Below are 17,180 nucleotides of genomic sequence, written 5' to 3'. Positions count from 1 at the left end.
GAGATCACATGGATCGATTTACTTATTGGAACCCAACGAAATTAATCTTTGGAAAGGGAGAAGTTTCAGCCCTTTCAGATGAACTCAAACACTACGGAAAAAACGTATTGCTTGTATATGGTGGAGGCAGCATTAAACGAAATGGTCTTTATGACCAAGTTGTCAGCATTTTAAAAGAATCAGGAGCTACAATGACTGAGCTTGCTGGTGTTGAGCCAAACCCGCGCTTAACAACGGTCAGAAAAGGGGTTGAGCTTTGCAAAGAGAACCAAATTGACTTTATATTGGCAGTCGGCGGCGGCAGTGTCATTGATGCAACCAAAGCGATCGCAGCTGGTGCGAAATACGATGGAGATGCTTGGGATATTGTCACTCGTAAGCATGTCCCAATGGAAGCCATCCCATTTGGTACGGTATTAACACTTGCCGCAACAGGTTCTGAAATGAACTCTGGTTCTGTCATCACAAACTGGGAGACAAATGAGAAATACGGATGGGGCAGTCCAGCCGTCTTCCCTAAATTCTCTATTCTTGACCCAGTGAACACATTTACTGTGCCAAAAAACCACACGATTTATGGCATGGTTGACATGATGTCTCACGTGTTTGAACAATATTTCCATCACACGGAGAATACACCTTACCAAGATCGTATGTGTGAAGGACTTCTTCGTACTGTCATTGAAACAGCACCGAAGCTGATCAATGATTTGGAAAACTACGAGCTTCGTGAAACGATTTTATTCACAGGCACCATTGCACTTAATGGAATGCTTTCAATGGGCGCACGCGGTGACTGGGCATCTCATAATATTGAGCATGCGGTATCCGCTGTGTATGACATCCCGCATGCAGGCGGTCTTGCGATCTTGTTCCCGAACTGGATGAAGCATGTCATTCAAGAAAACCCAGGCCGCTTCAAGCAATTAGCAGTGCGTGTATTCGATGTTGACCCTGCTGGCAAAACAGACGAAGAAGTTGGCTTAGAAGGCATTGAAAAACTATCTGCTTTCTGGACAAGTCTAGGCGCACCAAACCGTTTAGCAGACTATGACATCAACGATGAGAAAATTGACTTGATTGCAGACCGTGCAATGGCACGTGGTGAATTTGGCCAATTTAAAAAGCTGAACAAAGAAGATGTTCTAGCTATTTTAAACGCTTCTTTATAATCGAACATGGAAAAGATAGCTGCTTTTAAGCAGTTATCTTTTTTTGAGTTCTGCATGTACATATGTTACAGTAGTCTTTCATGTTTTTGGATATAAATGTTTTAAGGAGATGTAGAACAGATGGAAAACTTTATTTACTATAATCCAACGAAATTAATGTTTGGTAAAGGACAACTAGACGGACTTAAAAGCGAACTCGCTCGTTATGGAAAGCGAGTGCTTCTTGTATATGGTGGAGGCAGTATTAAGAAAAATGGTCTTTATGATAACGTGATCAGCGCTTTAAATGAAGCAGAGGCCGAAGTATTTGAACTGTCAGGTGTTGAACCAAACCCTCGCCTCACAACAGTGAAAAAGGGAATCGACATCTGCCAAAATGAGAACATTGATTTCTTATTAGCAGTTGGCGGGGGAAGTGTCATCGACTGTACGAAAGCCATTGCAGCTGGAGCAGAATATGACGGGGATGTGTGGGACATTATCTCAAAGAAAACAACCGCTCAAAAAGCATTGCCGTTTGGCACAGTGCTGACACTTGCGGCAACTGGTTCAGAAATGAATCCAGACTCTGTTATCACAAACTGGGAAACAAATGAAAAATATGTGTGGGGTAGTTCAGTTACTCATCCTGCTTTTTCAATTTTAGACCCTGAGCATACGTATTCTGTGCCAGAAAACCAGACGGTGTACGGCATGGTCGATATGATGAGCCACGTCTTCGAGCAATACTTCCATAATGTCAAAAACACGCCGCTACAGGATCGTATGTGTTTTGCTGTTCTTCAAACAGTCATTGAGACAGCACCAAAACTGCTCGAAGACTTACAAAGCTATGAGCACCGTGAAACGATCCTTTACGCAGGAACGATCGCTTTAAATGGTACGCTGCAAATGGGTTACTTTGGCGACTGGGCGTCCCATACGATTGAGCATGCAGTATCGGCTGTCTATGACATTCCGCATGCAGGCGGACTTGCGATCCTCTTCCCAAATTGGATGCGTCATACACTCGATCACAATGTGGATCGCTTTAAAAATCTTATGCTGAACATGTTTGACATCGAGACAGAAGGAAAGTCTGATCGTGATATCGCATTAGAAGGAATCGACAAGCTGTCAGCCTTCTGGACAAGCCTCGGTGCACCAAGCCGTTTAGCCGATTATGATATTGGTGAAGAACAACTGGACAAAATTGCTGACATCGCAGCAAAAGAAATGGAATATGGCGGCTTTGGTAACTTTATGAAACTTGGCCGTGATGACATTTTAGCGATTTTAAAAGCCTCTCTATAATTTGGATGGCCGCTTCTCTTCATGGGGAGTGGCTTTTTGCTGCACCAATGACGATTACTTGATTTCAATAGCTAGTTCCGCTAAAGTGAAAGGGATAGAACTAACGTAATGGAGGGCTTACAAGCGATGACACATATTCAATTTGACTACTCGAAAGCGTTACCTTTCTTTCAAGAACATGAGCTTACATATTTAAAAGATTTTGTGAAGGTGGCCCATCATAATATTCATGAACAAACGGGTACTGGCAGTGATTATTTAGGCTGGGTTGACTTACCGAAGCAATATGATCGCGAAGAATTTGCCCGCATTAAAAAAAGTGCAGATAAAATTAAGTCAGACTCTGATGTCTTGCTTGTTGTCGGAATCGGCGGCTCGTATCTTGGCGCACGTGCGGCGATTGAATTTTTGAACCACTCTTTCTATAACACGCTGCCAAAAGGCAAACGCAAGACGCCGCAAATCATCTTTATTGGAAACAACATCAGTTCTTCTTATTTAACTGATGTGATGGATCTATTGGAAGATGCAGATTTTTCTATTAACGTCATTTCAAAATCTGGTACGACAACAGAGCCAGCGATTGCGTTCCGAATCTTTAAAAAGCTCCTTATTGAAAAATACGGTGCTGAAGAAGCGAAAAAACGTATTTATGCAACAACTGACAAGGCACGCGGTGCATTGAAAACATTAGCAACGGAAGAAGGCTACGAATCATTTATCATTCCTGATGATGTAGGTGGACGTTATTCAGTCTTAACAGCAGTGGGTCTATTGCCAATCGCTGTGAGCGGTGCAGACATTGATCAGATGATGGAAGGTGCGGCAAAAGCAAGCGAAGACTTCGCTTCATCTGAGCTTTCTGAGAATGCGGCATACCAATATGCTGTCGTCCGTAATGTCCTTTACAATAAAGGCAGAACGATTGAAATGCTCATTAACTATGAGCCAGGACTGCAATACTTTGCAGAATGGTGGAAACAATTATTCGGTGAAAGTGAAGGGAAAGATGAAAAAGGAATCTACCCTTCATCTGCGAACTTCTCAACAGATCTTCATTCACTTGGTCAATATGTCCAAGAAGGAAGAAGAGACTTGTTTGAAACCATCGTTAATGTAGACAAGCCTCGTCATGAGCTTGTCATTGAAGCAGAAGAACAAGACCTTGATGGCTTGAACTATCTAGCAGGAAAAACGGTTGATTTCGTTAATAAAAAAGCATTTGAAGGAACGATGCTTGCTCATACTGATGGAAAAGTACCGAACCTGATTGTGACAATTCCTGAAATGGATGCTTATACATTTGGATATCTCGTGTACTTCTTCGAGAAAGCATGTGCGATGTCTGGGTATTTACTAGGCGTCAATCCATTTGACCAGCCTGGAGTAGAAGCGTATAAAGTGAACATGTTTGCTTTATTAGGAAAACCGGGCTTCGAAGAGAAAAAGGCAGAACTTGAGAGCCGTCTAAAACAATCATAAGAATAAAAAGGCACACCTTTTCATAAGATGTGCCTTTTTTTATGTTCTCATGGTGTCAGTGCAAGCCTCCCTAAGCTCTGTACATAGAATAATCAATGGAGGAGGTTGATGAAGCGATGAGAACAAATCATATTTATATCCATGACATTTCAGGACAGGCGATTGTTAACTTTGGGAATGTCGGACGAATTTGTCCAATGAGTGCTGTAAAGGACACATCTGGAGCGGGCAGTGCGAACGAGACAAATGCATCATCCAGCCAGACCTTATTTGATGCCGCATTTACAAACAATGTGCAAATCACGAAAGGCAAATGTATGAATTCCTCTCTTTAACGAACCCTATACAAAAAGGAGGGTTTCATATGATTCATGTACCATCCAGGCTGCCTGGTGAAAGCTTTTCACTTTACCATTTAGAAGAGACGATGAAGCCGCTCGGTTATGTCATTAATGGTAACTGGGATTACGATCACGGATACTTTGATTATAAAATTGATAATCGTGATGGCTATACTTTTCTCAGAGTTCCGTTTACAGCTGAAAAGGGCCAGCTGGATCAGCCAGGCGTTGTGGTGAAACTGGGAGATCCATTTCTCTTAAAGCATGTCTATCAAGATAAGTTAGATGATCATGCGATGGTTGGAAATGTGGGCGCATCCTTTAACCAATTCCAAGAACCAAAAGAGAAAGATGGAGATGTATCAAAAGCTTATACTGAGATTGGCTTTTCGCTCGTCAAGGAATTAGAAGACGCACTGCTTTAAAGGCTGATCAGTTCATCCTCTGGATGAAGCTCATAATCAAAGGGAGGATTCATCATGGGTCCTTCTTTTTTTTGTACACCGACAACGATCACATGATGCTCTAAAAAGTGATGGAGTGCTGTTAAGAATGTTTCTCCAGCTAACGAAGCAGGAACCGGTATGATGGTGACCTGTTTATGCAAGGTCATATGTCGTTTTTTCTTTAATGCTTTGAACTGTTCTTTTAAAAGAAAGTGCTCGACCATTAAATGATTGACTGCATCAGAGGTATGAATGACTTGATTGGCGCCAGCACGCTCGGCATTTTTCACGTAACGATCTGTTAAAATTTCAATTAAACAGTATAGAGAAGGGTTTAATCCTTTTGCTGCAAGTAATGTTAAAACACTCTGCATATCAGCTGTCACTTCATTCTCGTGCTGATCTGCGGTAATCATCAGTGCATCTGCACCTGAAATATTGGCTTTGCGAAGTGTGCCATCATCGGTGCCATGCCCTTTAATAAAATGAACATTCTCTAGAAGCGGCCCTTCCTTCAAAGAATCATCAATCAGCACAATCGGCATAGCGGGATCAATCGTTTGAAACGATTGAAGCAGTTTGTTCGTTTTTTCATTCCAACCGATGATAATGAGATGTCCTTTTCCTTTAAACGCGACCTTCCCTTCTACATAATGGTGCTGCTTGCTGAACACAGCGGCAGCGAGTGTGGCAAAATAAGCCGTGACAAAGCTTGCCCCGATCAGAATCAGCGCCATACCTGCGATTTGTCCGGGCATGGTTTGCGGCACAAAATCACCATAGCCGACCGTCGCGACTGTAATGAGAGCCCACCAGATCCCATCAAAGATCGTATGATACTGCTTCGGTTCAAGCAAGACAATTAATTGTCCGAAAAAAAGAAGCAAGAAACAGATGATGACGGCAATTCGAAGATAGAGAGGCCACCTTAGCCAAGCGATAAAGATACGGTTTGATTTCATCGGACTCTTCCTTTCAGGAAACTGCTAATATCAGTATGCCCGATTGAGGAAACATTTTTTCATCATCGTCATGTAGTTCCCATATCTTAAAATAAGAGAGAAGAAGGAGGGAATGCGAATGTCGTTCGTTCAAAAGACCGTACTTCTTTTTATCGGCGCTCACTTTTTATCATCAGCTATGATCTTACTTGTGTTTGACTTAAATGCGGTGAATCATTTTATGAATGATTTTTCATGGCTGCACTTTTTTCAAAACCTATACGGAACGGTGACCTTTTATACAGCATGCTTAGGTGTGTTCTTCTTTTTCATTGGCGCGGTGATCCCCCTTAAAAAGACCTAGTGCTTTTTTCTGTACACGTTACATAAAAGTCATTAAAATTGTAAATAAATATATAAAATAAAAAGGAAGCTGATGAGCATGCTGTTTTTTTATTTTTTAACTTTTGCCGCATTGGGATTATCATTTTGGGCACAATTTAAAGTAAAGAATAATTTTGAAAAATATTCAAAGGTTGAAGCATCCAGTATGAAAACAGGTGCGGAAACCGCTCGACATATTTTAGATCGCAACGGGTTATACGACGTGCCTGTTGAACCGGTAAGAGGAACTTTGACTGATCATTACGACCCGACGCAGCGTGTGGTTCGCTTATCTGAACCTGTGTACTATGGCCATTCCATTTCGGCCATTTCAGTCGCATCACACGAGGTTGGACATGCCTTGCAGCATCAGGAATCCTATGGTGCGCTTGTCTTGAGACATAAGATCTTTCCTGTCGTGAACTTTGCATCTGGTGTTGCCCCGCTTCTTTTCCTTGGTGGAATCTTACTTGGCAGCCTTAACTTAATCGGGCTTGGGATCATTTTGTTCTCAGCGGCTGTGTTCTTTCAGCTTGTGACATTGCCTGTCGAGTTTAATGCAAGTTCTCGTGCGAAAGACATCATTGTTTCAGAAGGAATCATTAGAAGCAGTGAAGAAAGAGGCGTGAACAAGGTGTTAAATGCTGCCGCTCTTACGTACGTCGCAGCGGCCCTTGTCTCCTTGTTTGAATTGCTCCGTTTTGTAATGATCTTCCTAAATGGCCGTAATGATTAATTGATGCCAGAGGAGGTGAGCCCTTACCGTTGTTAGGTAAGGGTTTTTTTGTATATTTTAAACGTATTTTTAGTCATATTACTCATTGCTGCGACAGCATTTTTTGTTGTCACTGAATTTGCGATTGTGAAAATTAGAGGCTCTAAAATCAATCAGCTGATTGAAAGCGGTGATAAGAGAGCCATTCACGTACAAAAGCTTATATCAAATCTCGACGAATATTTATCCGCCTGTCAGCTCGGCATTACCATCACGGCTTTAGGCTTAGGGTGGTTGGGCGAGCCTACGGTGGAGCATTTTCTGCACCCACTATTTGAGGAGCTGGGGCTTCATTCCGCATTAACCGACATCCTATCGTTTATCATCGCATTTGTGATCATTACGTTTTTACATGTCGTTGTGGGAGAACTTGCGCCTAAAACGATTGCCATTCAAAAGGCAGAGGCGGTCAGCCTTGTGACAGCAAAGCCACTTATCTTTTTCTATAGAGTCATGTACCCGTTTATTAAAGCATTAAATGGGGCGGCACGAGGCATTGTGAAATTATTCGGTTTTCATTCTGTCAAAGAACATGAAGTGGCGATCAGTGAGGAAGAGTTGCGCCTTATTTTATCTGAAAGCTATGAGAAGGGCGAGATTAACCAGTCTGAGTACAAATATGTGAATAAAATTTTTGAATTTGATAATCGAGTGGCGAGAGAGATCATGATCCCTCGTACAGAAATTTCAGCTATAGAGATTGAACAGACGCTTGAAGACGTGACGCATTATATGCTAAACGAAAGATACACACGCTACCCCGTCATTAAAGAAGATAAAGATCATGTGGTTGGTGTTATCAATAGCAAAGATGTGTTTAAAGCGAGTTTCCTGAATCAAGATGTGACGATTGAAGACTTAATGCGTCCGGTCATTCGTGTGATTGAAAGTACACCTGTTCAAGAATTGCTTATTTTGATGCAAAAGGAACGCATTCATATGTCAGTGCTCGTAGACGAATACGGAGGAACAGCCGGGCTTGTCACAGTAGAGGACATATTAGAGGAAATCGTGGGCGAAATTCGAGATGAATATGATCAGGACGAAACACCTCATATCGTTAAAAAAGGTGACTTCCACTATGTAATGGATGGAAAAGCCTTGATTGATGAAGTAAATGATTTATTGGATTTAGCGATAGAGAATGATGATGTTGATACAATTGCTGGCTGGATGATGACACATAAATTTGATATTGAGATTGGAGATACGATTGAAGCAGAAGGCTGTGAATTTACCATCATAGATGCGGAAGACCATCATATTCGGACCATTGAAATCAAAAAGGTCCACTTTTCTTAAAAACCTCGTCACGCTTGACGAGGTTTTTTTACTTGGTAAACTTTAGGTGGGAGAATGTCTTCCACCGATCAACAGTGATTGATTCCACATAAAAAGGGTATGGTTTTATAGAAATGACAAAAAGGAGCCGTTCATATGAAAAAAATCAATGTACAAACAAATAGACGCGATGAGATGATCGACGTGACGAATGAGGTCCATCAATATGTTAAGGAAACAGGTATTCAAAACGGAAGTGTCATCGTCTACTGTCCCCATACGACAGCAGGGATGACCATTAATGAAAATGCAGACCCAGATGTGAAACGAGATATGCTCCGGAGGCTTGACGAAGTCTTTCCGTGGGAACATCCGAAGGACCGCCATATGGAAGGAAATACAGCCGCTCATATGAAAGCGAGCTATATGGGTGCTTCGCAGCATGTTCTCATCCATCATGGTGATCTTGTCCTTGGCACATGGCAGGGAATTTATTTCTGTGAGTTTGACGGGCCGAGACATCGCCATTTTTATATACAGGTGTCATCAAACGAGTAAGAGATGGGGGAAATAAATGGGGGATTTCACGAAATTACTGCAAATCAAATATGGGATTATCCAAGCACCAATGGCAGGAGGTGCCGTGACACCGCAGCTAGCAGCTGCTGTTTCGCAATGCGGGGGACTTGGCAGTTTGGCAAGTGGATATGTGCAGCCTGACCATTTGAGGCAGCAGATCAAACAGGTCAAACAGCTGACAACTCGCCAGTTCCAGGTCAATGTATTTGTACCAGAGCCAATTTCTGAAGTCAAAAAAGAGGATGTGGCATTTTGGGAGAAGAGACTGCCAGTACGACCAGTAGCTGATAGTCTGCCGAGCGAAGAGGAATTGTGGCATGATTTTGAACAGAAAATCAACATTCTTTTGGAACAAGACGTACCGGTCGTTTCCTTTACCTTCTCTTGTCCAAATGAACAAACGATAGATCGTTTAAAACAAAAGGGGATCTTTTTAATCGGAACCGCCACTACAAAAGAGGAAGCACTGCTTTTAGAGGAAAAAGGAATGGATGCCATTGTTCTGCAAGGAAGTGAAGCAGGAGGTCACCGAGGTACCTTTTTACCTGCAAAAGGAGATGCCCTAGTGGGACTCTTTAGCCTGATCTCTGACGTCAAGCTGCTCTGTCATGTGCCATTGATCGCCGCAGGCGGGATTACAGATCGAGCAGGTGTAGAAGCCGCTCTAGCGCTTGGAGCAGATGCCGTTCAAATCGGCACACGATTTTTAGCCAGTCAGGAAAGTGCTGCGGCAGACGTATACAAAAAGGCGATTTTACAGGCAGAAAGCAGTGAAACAAAGATCACGAGGCTTTTCTCAGGGAAAAGAGCAAGAGGTATTGTGAATCAGTGGATGGAGGAAGAAAGACAGAATGAAGATAGGGTTCTTCCTTATCCGGTTCAGCATGTATGGACAACACCGATGCGAAAAGCAGCCGCTGCGGCGGGAAACCCTGATCAAATGGCTCTTTGGGCAGGACAGGGCGTTGGCCGTATTCACTCGATTTTAACCGTTGAGGAGATCATGCATGAACTGACGCACATATAAAATCATGTTGGGTGGTGTGAAAGGGTGGACATTTTAAAACATTCATACCGAAAAAAAGGCCAAATTGAATTTTGGTTTGATGAATTTCCGCACTCTCCTGCCGTCCTTACGCCCATTCGTCATTACTATTTTGTTCGTTATGTAAAATGGAGCTGGCATGATCCGCCGGTCACAAGAAAAGACTTAGAAAAAATGGAGATCCTTGCGAACACGATGCTTGGCACGCTGCAAGATTATCGAAATCGCAAGGCATACAAAAGCCCCTTGTCATAACCACTAGACAAGAGGCTTTTTTTAGCTGCCAAACATTTGCCTGAGATAAATCACATCCATCCGGGTGGTCTGCGGCAATAAATAAGCAGATTGAACAGCACCTGGCCGCCTTCTCTTATTTAATTTATCGATAATTTCGGCCGCTGTTAAAATCCCAAGTCCATGTCCGTAATATTGATCTTCTCCTAAGTAAATCACATTTTCCCCACGCCACTGTGACTGCTGATAGCTAAACTCTGGATTCTCGAAATATAAGCAATCTCCATAGATAAAGTCATTCCCGCGCTCAGTATAAATCGACAATGTATCATAATGCCAGTCATACAGGGTTAAACTGCGAAGCCTTCGGTTAAACTTCTCGTCTCCTACCGTTTGCAAGACGCCCATATAAAACACGATGACAATGGCGGTGGCACATTCAAAGGCATATTGTGAGCCATTTTCAAAAATGTCTTTAATGCCTCTAGATGGTTCGACTTGATAGCGCAGCTCTAGTGCTCCTGCCTCAGATACGCGCCAAAAGGCGTCATTTGCACGAGACCTTTGAAAGATGGCAAATGAGGCACCACTTTTATGCAAATCTCTTGCAGCATTCATAATGTTCGATCTCAAAGTGACCTCAAATAACAAATCAGATGCTTGCCTGAAGCGGAATGTATCATTTGAGGCTTGTAACTGCATCAAAATGATCCGCTTTTGTCCTTCTAGCTGAAATGAAGCCAGCTGCTCATTTGTCACTGGCTGTCCTGAAAGGATAATCATATGAAAAGCGCCCCCTTTTGTATTAGCGTATGCAGGGTGCTTGGGCAAGGAATCAATTTGTGGAAATAAACAAAAATGCATCCTTTTTATTTGAAAAACATGAAAATAATATGAAGATGTCCGATATATAACATATCGTTTAAAAGGAGGAAAAACATGAAAAATGCAATAAAATGGTTGAAAAAACCATCGATTTCTAAGAGGCTGATTATTTCATTCACTCTCGTTCTTGTCTTGCCAATTATTACACTCAGTACGATTTCATATCAGATTGCCAAAGAAGAATTAGATCATGAAATTATGTACGGAGCAAATGCAAGAGTCAATGAACTGAATGACATGATCGAGCAAAAGCTTTTGAATAAGGAAAATGCAGTCAAACTATTTACCGAAACATCCAGTGCTGCAGATTTTAAAAAGAAAAACCAGGACGAACTGTATGAGCATTTTGAAATATACAGCAAAATCAATGAAGATGATGTGGTTGGGTTTTATGCAGCAAGTAAAAAACGTGACTTTATTCAGTTCCCTAAAGTAGACATGCCAAAAGGCTATGATCCAACGACTCGTGACTGGTATAAAGCAGCAATGCAGGACGAAAAAGGTGAACCTGTGGTCACCAATCCATATATCTCTGCCACAACAAATGGAATGGTTGTCACAATCGCTCAGCGTCTGAAGGACGGATCGGGAGCCATTGGGATTGATATTGATGTACAGGATATTGTCGATAAAATCAAAGACATTAAAATTGGACGAGAAGGATATCCAATTATTGCAAATAGAAATAAGCAAATTGTAGCTCATCCAGAAGAAAAATCAGGCTCTGCAGTTACAGGGAACATTTCATCAATCCTTTACAGCAGCAAAGAAGGAACATCAACTTATGAGAATAAAGGAGAACAAAAACGCCTCGTTTTTGTGACAAATGATTTAACAGGTTGGAAAATTGCTGGAACGATGTTTGTATCAGAAACAGAAGAAGCAGCACAGCCAGTTTGGAATTCTGCCATTATTCTTTTAATTTCTTCTTTTATCCTTGGCGGTATTGCGATCTTCTTTATCGTTCGCTCCATCACAATTGGACTTCGAAAGCTTGTTGATTTCTCAGAAAAGGTGAGCGAGGGTGATTTAACCGAAACCCTTGAAACCAAATCGAAGGATGAAATTGGAAATCTCACAAGAAGCTTTAGCAAGATGAGTGAATCTTTACGTGAAGTCATTCGAGCGGTTCAGCAGTCTGTCGACAATGTGGCATCCGCTTCCGAGGAGCTGACGGCAAGTGCCAGCCAAACAAGTCAAGCAACCGAGCATATCACAATGTCGATTGAACAATTCTCAAATGGAAATGAAGCACAAAACGAGAAAGTCGAATCTAGTACGAATCAGCTTGTGGCAATGAATGAAGGATTACAAGGCATGTCACAAACGTCATCAGAAGTGGCTTCTGTCTCACTTCAATCGACAGAGGCAGCTGGTCAAGGCGGCCGAATTGTTGAAAGCGCAGCGAGCCAAATGAAACATATTGATACATCTGTACAAGAGGCAGAACAAGTCATGAAGCAATTAGAATATAAGTCTAAAGATATTACGAACATTTTAAATGTCATTAACGGCATTGCAGATCAAACGAATCTTCTTGCGTTAAATGCAGCCATCGAAGCAGCTAGAGCAGGCGAATCAGGACGCGGCTTCTCTGTCGTGGCAGAAGAAGTGAGAAAACTAGCTGTTCAATCGGCAGACTCAGCGAAAGAAATAGAAAAGCTCATTCAAGAAATTGTGTTAGAAATTGCTAAATCTCAAGATATGTTCAAAACGGTCAATCGAGAAGTACATGCAGGACTTGGTATGACAGAAGAAGCAAAAGAAAGCTTCCAGAACATTTATGAGGCGGCAGAAGGAATGTCGAAAAAACTGACGCAATTAAACGATACAGCCATTGATCTATCGAGCGGTTCGAAGCTGGTTTCACAAGCTATGCAGGAGATGCGCCAAGTCTCTAGAGAAAGTGCGGCAAACATTCAAGATATTGCGGCTTCTGCTGAAGAGCAGCTAGCCTCTATGGAAGAAATATCATCTTCTTCAGTGACACTTGCAAACATGGCAGAGGAACTAAAAGAGCTCACAAGTCAATTCAAAATTGATTAAAAAACGATGAAAAAATACCCAGAATTGTCTGGGTATTTTTTTTATGTTTAAACAGCATGTATAGCCTGTAAAATTAAACCTTTCATCCGATAATAACTTTAGAGAAGTAAAGGGGGAAAGAGAAAATGGGGAAAATGATCCAATGGTTAAAAAAACCATCCATTTCAAAAAAATTAATTATGGCTTTTTTGGTAGTCCTTATCCTACCAACCACTGCACTGACAATTAGTGCGTTTTTTACATCAAAGACAGAGTTAGACAAACAGATTATGGGCAGTGCAATGAGTCAAGTCAATGCATTTGATACTTTAATCAATGAGAATATAGGAAATAAAGCAGATGCTGTGGCTCTGTTTACAGACTCACTCAAAGCGTCTAATCTTCAAGAAAAAAATAGAAATACGACCATTAAAGAATTGCAGCAATTTGGAAAAATTAATGAAAAAGATGTTTCTGCTATCTATGCAGGCTCCGAAAAGGGACTGTTTATGCAATATCCTGTTCAAAAGATGCCTGATGGCTACGATCCGAGAGAGCGTCCATGGTATCAAGAAGCACTCAATGCAGAAAACGGCAAACAAGTCATCACAAAACCATATGTAGCAGCCTCCACAGGCAAAATGGTTATCACGATTACTCAAAAAATGAAAGATGGTTCAGGTGTTATTGGACTTGATATGGAAATTGACACCTTGATTCAAAAGTTAAAAGAAATCAAAATTGGGCAAAAAGGCTATGCTTTCATCATGGAGAAAGATAAAACAGTGTTAGCAGATCCGACCCAAAAGTCAGGAAGTCAGGTCAATGAGAATCTGGCAAATATTATTTTTAAAAACAAAGAAGGAAGCGGCAGTTACACACTCAAAGGAATAGATAAAAAGGTTGCGTATGTGACCAATGAATTAACCGGCTGGAAAATCGGTGGAACGATGCTCGTATCAGAAGTAGAAGATGCAGCAAAGCCCGTTTTCAATACAGCCCTTATTGTGTTCAGTGTGACACTTATCGTAGCAGGTACCCTCATCTTCTTTATCGTCCGCTCTATATCGAAAAGATTATCCAACCTTGCCCGCTTCTCGAAAAAAGTCAGCGAAGGTGATTTGCGAGATAAGCTTCAGATCCAATCAGATGACGAAATTGGTCAAGTTGGAAAAAGCTTTAATACAATGATAGACTCATTAAGAACCCTAATTGGTGCCGTACAAACCTCAGTTGAAAATGTCGCTTCTTCCTCAGAAGAACTGACAGCCAGCGCAGGGCAAACAAGTAAAGCAACAGAGCATATTACACTAGCCATTGAACAATTCTCAAATGGAAATGAAAGTCAAAATGAAAAAGTCGAATCTAGCTCAGACGAGTTAGAGGAAATGAACCGTGGCCTTCAGCACATGAATGAGTCGGCTGAATCCATTACTGCTTCATCGATCAAATCAACAGATATCGCAGGGGAAGGCGGACAGCTTGTCGAAAAAACCGCTTCTCAAATGAATGTCATTGATCAGTCCGTGAAAAAAGCAGAGAATGTCATCAGCGCTCTTGAAAGTAAATCAAAAGACATTACACAAATTCTAGGTGTCATCAATGGTATCGCCGACCAAACAAATCTACTTGCGCTAAATGCAGCGATTGAGGCAGCAAGAGCTGGGGAATCTGGCAGAGGCTTCTCCGTTGTAGCAGAAGAAGTAAGAAAACTGGCTGTTCAATCAGCCAATTCGGCGAAAGAAATCGAGAATTTGATTAAAGAAATCGTTCAAGACATCGATGTATCACAGGAAGTATTCACTGCGGTGAATCGAGAAGTTCAATCAGGCTTAAGCTTCACTGAACAAACAAGAGTCAGCTTCCACAATATTTTCGAAATGACAAAAGAAATTTCTGACCAGCTTCAAACCATGAATCAAACAGTTGTCCAGCTTTCAAATGGCTCTGCACATGTGTCAGAGGCTGTCCGTGAGATTGCAGGCGTCTCACGTGAAAGCTCCGCAAACATTCAAGACATTGCGGCTTCAGCGGAAGAACAGCTCGCATCTATGGAAGAAATCAGCTCCTCCTCTGCTACGCTTTCATCAATGGCAGAAGAATTGCGTGATTTGATCAGCAAATTTAAAGTCGAATAGACAAAATGAAAAGAGCCCTTCAGCTAAAGGGCTCTTTTTCAATTGAATAAATCAAAAGAAATAGGTAAATTTACTCATTTTAATTGAATTTTGAACATTATCCCTTGAAAAATAATTCGTATTACCTAAGAATAGAAGGGGAAGACCACAAATCATAATTCAAAAGGAGTAGAGTCATGAAAAAAATCAACTTTTTTAAGCATTTTACAATGTCCAAGAAATTAATTACTGCATTCTTAGCGATTCTCCTAGTGCCAATTCTCGTATTGGCAGCATTTTCTTATGAAGTGGCATCAAAGTCTCTCAATGATGAGATTATGTCTAGTGCTGCAAATGGTGTTCAGCAATTAAACGAACTCATTAATAAAGATGTACAGCCTAAAATTGATATCGTTTCTTATTTATCTAAATCGGTGAAAAAGAGTGAATTGACTTCTAAAAACAAGGATTTACTTAAGGTGAAATTAGAGCAATTATCGGAAACAGACGAAGATGTTGTGGAAGTATTCATTGCAGATCAAAATGGTAAACTAACCGAATATTCCGAGATTCATAAAGGGAATGGAGCGAGCGCAAAAAACGAACCATGGTTTCAACAATCGATGGGAGATAAGAAACTCATCATTTCAGATCCTTTTGTCGACAAGTCATCAGATGACCTGCTCATCACAATATCAGAACAGTTAGCAGATGGATCTGGTGTAATTGGGATCAACATGCGCTTGAACACGATCATAAAAGATACAAACAGTATCAAAATTGGTAAAGAGGGCTATGCGTTTGTCGCGACTCCAGATCAGCATTATATTGCCCATAAAACAGACAAGCCTGGGGAGAAATTGACAGGTGATTTCATCACGAAATTGTATGATAAAAAACAAGGCAACTTTAAATATGAATACAATGGACAGCCGAAGCAAATGTTTTTTGACACAAATGAAGCAACAGGCTGGAAGCTTGCTGGAACAATGTATGTTGGCGAAATTCAAGAAGCTGCACAGCCAGTTCTCGACTTAACAATGATCATACTGGCAGTTGCGATTGCCATAGGCGGAATCGCGATTTATTTTATTATTAAATCGATCCGAAAGCCACTGATAGCGCTCTCTGAATCGGCTGAAAAAATCAGTCAGGGTGATCTGACACAGCATATTGAAGTTCGTACGCACGATGAAATCGGCAAGCTTGCGCATAGCTTTAACGAGATGTCATCAAAGCTGAAACAAGTCATTCAAGCTGTTCAAAATTCCATTGAAAATGTGGCCGCCTCCTCTGAAGAGTTAACAGCTAGTGCGGGACAGACCGCTCAAGCGACTGAGCATATCACATCATCTATTGAACAGTTCTCAAACAGCAATGAACATCAAAATGATATGATCGAAAAAAGCTCAGTCAAGTTGAATGAAATGGATCGCAGCTTATCCCATATGGTCGATACGACCTCTCATATGATGGAATCGTCGATTGATTCGAGCAAAACGGCTCAGGCCGGTGGAGAGCTTGTTCAAAAAACAGCAGGGCAAATGCAAACCATCGAGCAGGCAGTGAAAGAAGCAGAGCTTGTGATTCAAGGCTTAGAGCAGAAATCAAAAGATATTACGAACATTCTGGGTGTCATTAACGGCATTGCTGACCAGACCAATCTCTTAGCTTTAAATGCTGCGATAGAAGCTGCTCGGGCAGGAGAAGCAGGCAGAGGTTTTTCTGTTGTTGCAGAAGAAGTTCGTAAGCTGGCAGAGCAATCAGGAAGCTCTTCAATGGAAATTGAAAGCTTGACGAACGAGATTGTAGAGGAAATTGAAAAATCACAGAACATGTTTAAACAAGTAGCAGGTGAAGTACAATCTGGATTAAATATTACAGATGAAACGAAAGTCAGCTTTGAGAAAATTACCGATAAAACATTAGAAATGACAGAACAAATGAAACAAATGAACGGAACAGCCAAAGAACTTTCGCATGGCTCAAATGATATTTCACATGCGGTGAATCAAATCAAAGAGCTTTCACGAGAAAGCTCTGCAGGCTTCCAAGATATCGCAGCATCCGCAGAAGAACAGCTGGCATCTATGGAAGAGATCAGCTCATCCTCTGCTACGTTATCTCAGATGGCAGAAGAGCTAAGAGAGCTCATTAAACAATTTAAAATATAAGAGTAT

The 17,180-nt window shown here is 41.4% G+C and carries 16 protein-coding genes; 14 read left to right on the top strand and 2 right to left on the bottom strand.

Translation table 11 applies throughout. From position 1 onward, the window contains the following. Nucleotides 1-8 precede the first annotated feature (8 nt). From MHI16_RS14585 to MHI16_RS14565, 5 genes are all read left to right on the top strand, one after another. On the top strand, nt 9-1,172 hold the full coding sequence (locus tag MHI16_RS14585; RefSeq protein ID WP_058013815.1) for an iron-containing alcohol dehydrogenase: 1,164 nt from the start codon (nt 9-11) through the stop codon (nt 1,170-1,172). Between the two features lie 120 nt (nt 1,173-1,292). Beyond that, the gene (locus MHI16_RS14580; RefSeq protein ID WP_058013816.1) at nt 1,293-2,465 is read left to right on the top strand and encodes an iron-containing alcohol dehydrogenase; all 1,173 of its coding nucleotides are present in this window, start codon (nt 1,293-1,295) and stop codon (nt 2,463-2,465) included. A gap of 126 nt (nt 2,466-2,591) precedes the next feature. Continuing rightward, entirely contained in the window at nt 2,592-3,947 is a 1,356-nt protein-coding gene (locus MHI16_RS14575) for a glucose-6-phosphate isomerase (protein ID WP_012011080.1), read from the top strand. 116 nt (nt 3,948-4,063) lie between these two features. Beyond that, nucleotides 4,064-4,282, top strand: a complete 219-nt coding sequence (locus MHI16_RS14570) for a spore germination protein (RefSeq protein ID WP_058013817.1) — start codon at nt 4,064-4,066, stop codon at nt 4,280-4,282. Nucleotides 4,283-4,311: 29 nt separating this feature from the next. Beyond that, nucleotides 4,312-4,713 carry a YugN-like family protein gene (locus MHI16_RS14565; protein WP_012011078.1) on the top strand — a complete coding sequence of 134 codons (402 nt, stop codon included), beginning with the start codon at nt 4,312-4,314 and terminating at the stop codon, nt 4,711-4,713. On the opposite strand, the gene MHI16_RS14560 is transcribed toward MHI16_RS14565, so the two are convergent. Then, nucleotides 4,710-5,696, bottom strand: a complete 987-nt coding sequence (locus MHI16_RS14560; RefSeq protein WP_058013818.1) for a potassium channel family protein — start codon at nt 5,694-5,696, stop codon at nt 4,710-4,712. The genes MHI16_RS14565 and MHI16_RS14560 overlap by 4 nt on opposite strands. Nucleotides 5,697-5,814: 118 nt before the next feature. On the opposite strand from MHI16_RS14560, the gene MHI16_RS14555 reads away from it, so the two are divergent. The 6 genes from MHI16_RS14555 (at nt 5,815) to MHI16_RS14530 (ending at nt 9,994) form a co-directional block, all read left to right on the top strand. Continuing rightward, nucleotides 5,815-6,039 carry a hypothetical protein gene (locus MHI16_RS14555; RefSeq protein WP_058013819.1) on the top strand — a complete coding sequence of 75 codons (225 nt, stop codon included), beginning with the start codon at nt 5,815-5,817 and terminating at the stop codon, nt 6,037-6,039. Nucleotides 6,040-6,120: 81 nt separating this feature from the next. Next, nucleotides 6,121-6,795, top strand: coding sequence for a zinc metallopeptidase (locus MHI16_RS14550; RefSeq protein WP_041816317.1), 675 nt, complete (start codon nt 6,121-6,123; stop codon nt 6,793-6,795). A gap of 48 nt (nt 6,796-6,843) precedes the next feature. Then, nucleotides 6,844-8,136 (top strand): hemolysin family protein, encoded by a 1,293-nt coding sequence (locus tag MHI16_RS14545; protein ID WP_058013820.1) that lies wholly within the window; start codon nt 6,844-6,846, stop codon nt 8,134-8,136. Nucleotides 8,137-8,271: 135 nt separating this feature from the next. After that, nucleotides 8,272-8,673 carry a secondary thiamine-phosphate synthase enzyme YjbQ gene (locus tag MHI16_RS14540; protein ID WP_058013821.1) on the top strand — a complete coding sequence of 134 codons (402 nt, stop codon included), beginning with the start codon at nt 8,272-8,274 and terminating at the stop codon, nt 8,671-8,673. A 16-nt stretch (nt 8,674-8,689) separates the two neighbouring features. Continuing rightward, nucleotides 8,690-9,721, top strand: a complete 1,032-nt coding sequence (locus MHI16_RS14535) for a nitronate monooxygenase (protein ID WP_058013822.1) — start codon at nt 8,690-8,692, stop codon at nt 9,719-9,721. A gap of 24 nt (nt 9,722-9,745) precedes the next feature. Beyond that, nucleotides 9,746-9,994 carry a hypothetical protein gene (locus MHI16_RS14530; RefSeq protein WP_058013823.1) on the top strand — a complete coding sequence of 83 codons (249 nt, stop codon included), beginning with the start codon at nt 9,746-9,748 and terminating at the stop codon, nt 9,992-9,994. A gap of 21 nt (nt 9,995-10,015) precedes the next feature. Here MHI16_RS14530 and MHI16_RS14525 read toward each other — a convergent pair whose 3' ends face one another. Next, on the bottom strand, nt 10,016-10,756 hold the full coding sequence (locus tag MHI16_RS14525; RefSeq protein WP_058013824.1) for a protein-glutamine gamma-glutamyltransferase: 741 nt from the start codon (nt 10,754-10,756) through the stop codon (nt 10,016-10,018). 156 nt (nt 10,757-10,912) lie between these two features. Here MHI16_RS14525 and MHI16_RS14520 point away from each other — a divergent pair, with 156 nt between their 5' ends. From MHI16_RS14520 to MHI16_RS14510, 3 genes are all read left to right on the top strand, one after another. After that, a complete protein-coding gene (locus MHI16_RS14520; protein WP_058013825.1) occupies nt 10,913-12,904 on the top strand; it encodes a methyl-accepting chemotaxis protein in 1,992 nt (663 codons plus the stop codon). A gap of 125 nt (nt 12,905-13,029) precedes the next feature. Beyond that, on the top strand, nt 13,030-15,021 hold the full coding sequence (locus MHI16_RS14515) for a methyl-accepting chemotaxis protein (RefSeq protein ID WP_058013826.1): 1,992 nt from the start codon (nt 13,030-13,032) through the stop codon (nt 15,019-15,021). Nucleotides 15,022-15,197: 176 nt separating this feature from the next. Then, nucleotides 15,198-17,174 carry a methyl-accepting chemotaxis protein gene (locus tag MHI16_RS14510; RefSeq protein ID WP_058013827.1) on the top strand — a complete coding sequence of 659 codons (1,977 nt, stop codon included), beginning with the start codon at nt 15,198-15,200 and terminating at the stop codon, nt 17,172-17,174. Nucleotides 17,175-17,180 lie beyond the last annotated feature (6 nt).

This window comes from Bacillus sp. FSL K6-0923 (genome assembly GCF_038630825.1).
Taxonomy (GTDB): Bacteria; Bacillota; Bacilli; order Bacillales; family Bacillaceae; genus Bacillus; species Bacillus pumilus.
Note: the sequence above shows the minus strand (reverse complement) of the source record. Positions and strands in the feature narration are given on the sequence as shown.

What these genes read in the sequence shown, in the direction of transcription:
- MHI16_RS14515 (WP_058013826.1), top strand. Translation starts at nt 13,030, where the DNA reads ATGGGGAAAATGATCCAATGGTTAAAAAAACCATCCATTTCAAAAAAA.
- MHI16_RS14520 (WP_058013825.1), top strand. Translation starts at nt 10,913, where the DNA reads ATGAAAAATGCAATAAAATGGTTGAAAAAACCATCGATTTCTAAGAGG.
- MHI16_RS14510 (WP_058013827.1), top strand. Translation starts at nt 15,198, where the DNA reads ATGAAAAAAATCAACTTTTTTAAGCATTTTACAATGTCCAAGAAATTA.
- MHI16_RS14570 (WP_058013817.1), top strand. Translation starts at nt 4,064, where the DNA reads ATGAGAACAAATCATATTTATATCCATGACATTTCAGGACAGGCGATT.
- MHI16_RS14540 (WP_058013821.1), top strand. Translation starts at nt 8,272, where the DNA reads ATGAAAAAAATCAATGTACAAACAAATAGACGCGATGAGATGATCGAC.
- MHI16_RS14560 (WP_058013818.1), bottom strand. Translation starts at nt 5,696, where the DNA reads ATGAAATCAAACCGTATCTTTATCGCTTGGCTAAGGTGGCCTCTCTAT.
- MHI16_RS14535 (WP_058013822.1), top strand. Translation starts at nt 8,690, where the DNA reads ATGGGGGATTTCACGAAATTACTGCAAATCAAATATGGGATTATCCAA.
- MHI16_RS14525 (WP_058013824.1), bottom strand. Translation starts at nt 10,756, where the DNA reads ATGATTATCCTTTCAGGACAGCCAGTGACAAATGAGCAGCTGGCTTCA.
- MHI16_RS14575 (WP_012011080.1), top strand. Translation starts at nt 2,592, where the DNA reads ATGACACATATTCAATTTGACTACTCGAAAGCGTTACCTTTCTTTCAA.
- MHI16_RS14585 (WP_058013815.1), top strand. Translation starts at nt 9, where the DNA reads ATGGATCGATTTACTTATTGGAACCCAACGAAATTAATCTTTGGAAAG.
- MHI16_RS14580 (WP_058013816.1), top strand. Translation starts at nt 1,293, where the DNA reads ATGGAAAACTTTATTTACTATAATCCAACGAAATTAATGTTTGGTAAA.
- MHI16_RS14565 (WP_012011078.1), top strand. Translation starts at nt 4,312, where the DNA reads ATGATTCATGTACCATCCAGGCTGCCTGGTGAAAGCTTTTCACTTTAC.
- MHI16_RS14555 (WP_058013819.1), top strand. Translation starts at nt 5,815, where the DNA reads ATGTCGTTCGTTCAAAAGACCGTACTTCTTTTTATCGGCGCTCACTTT.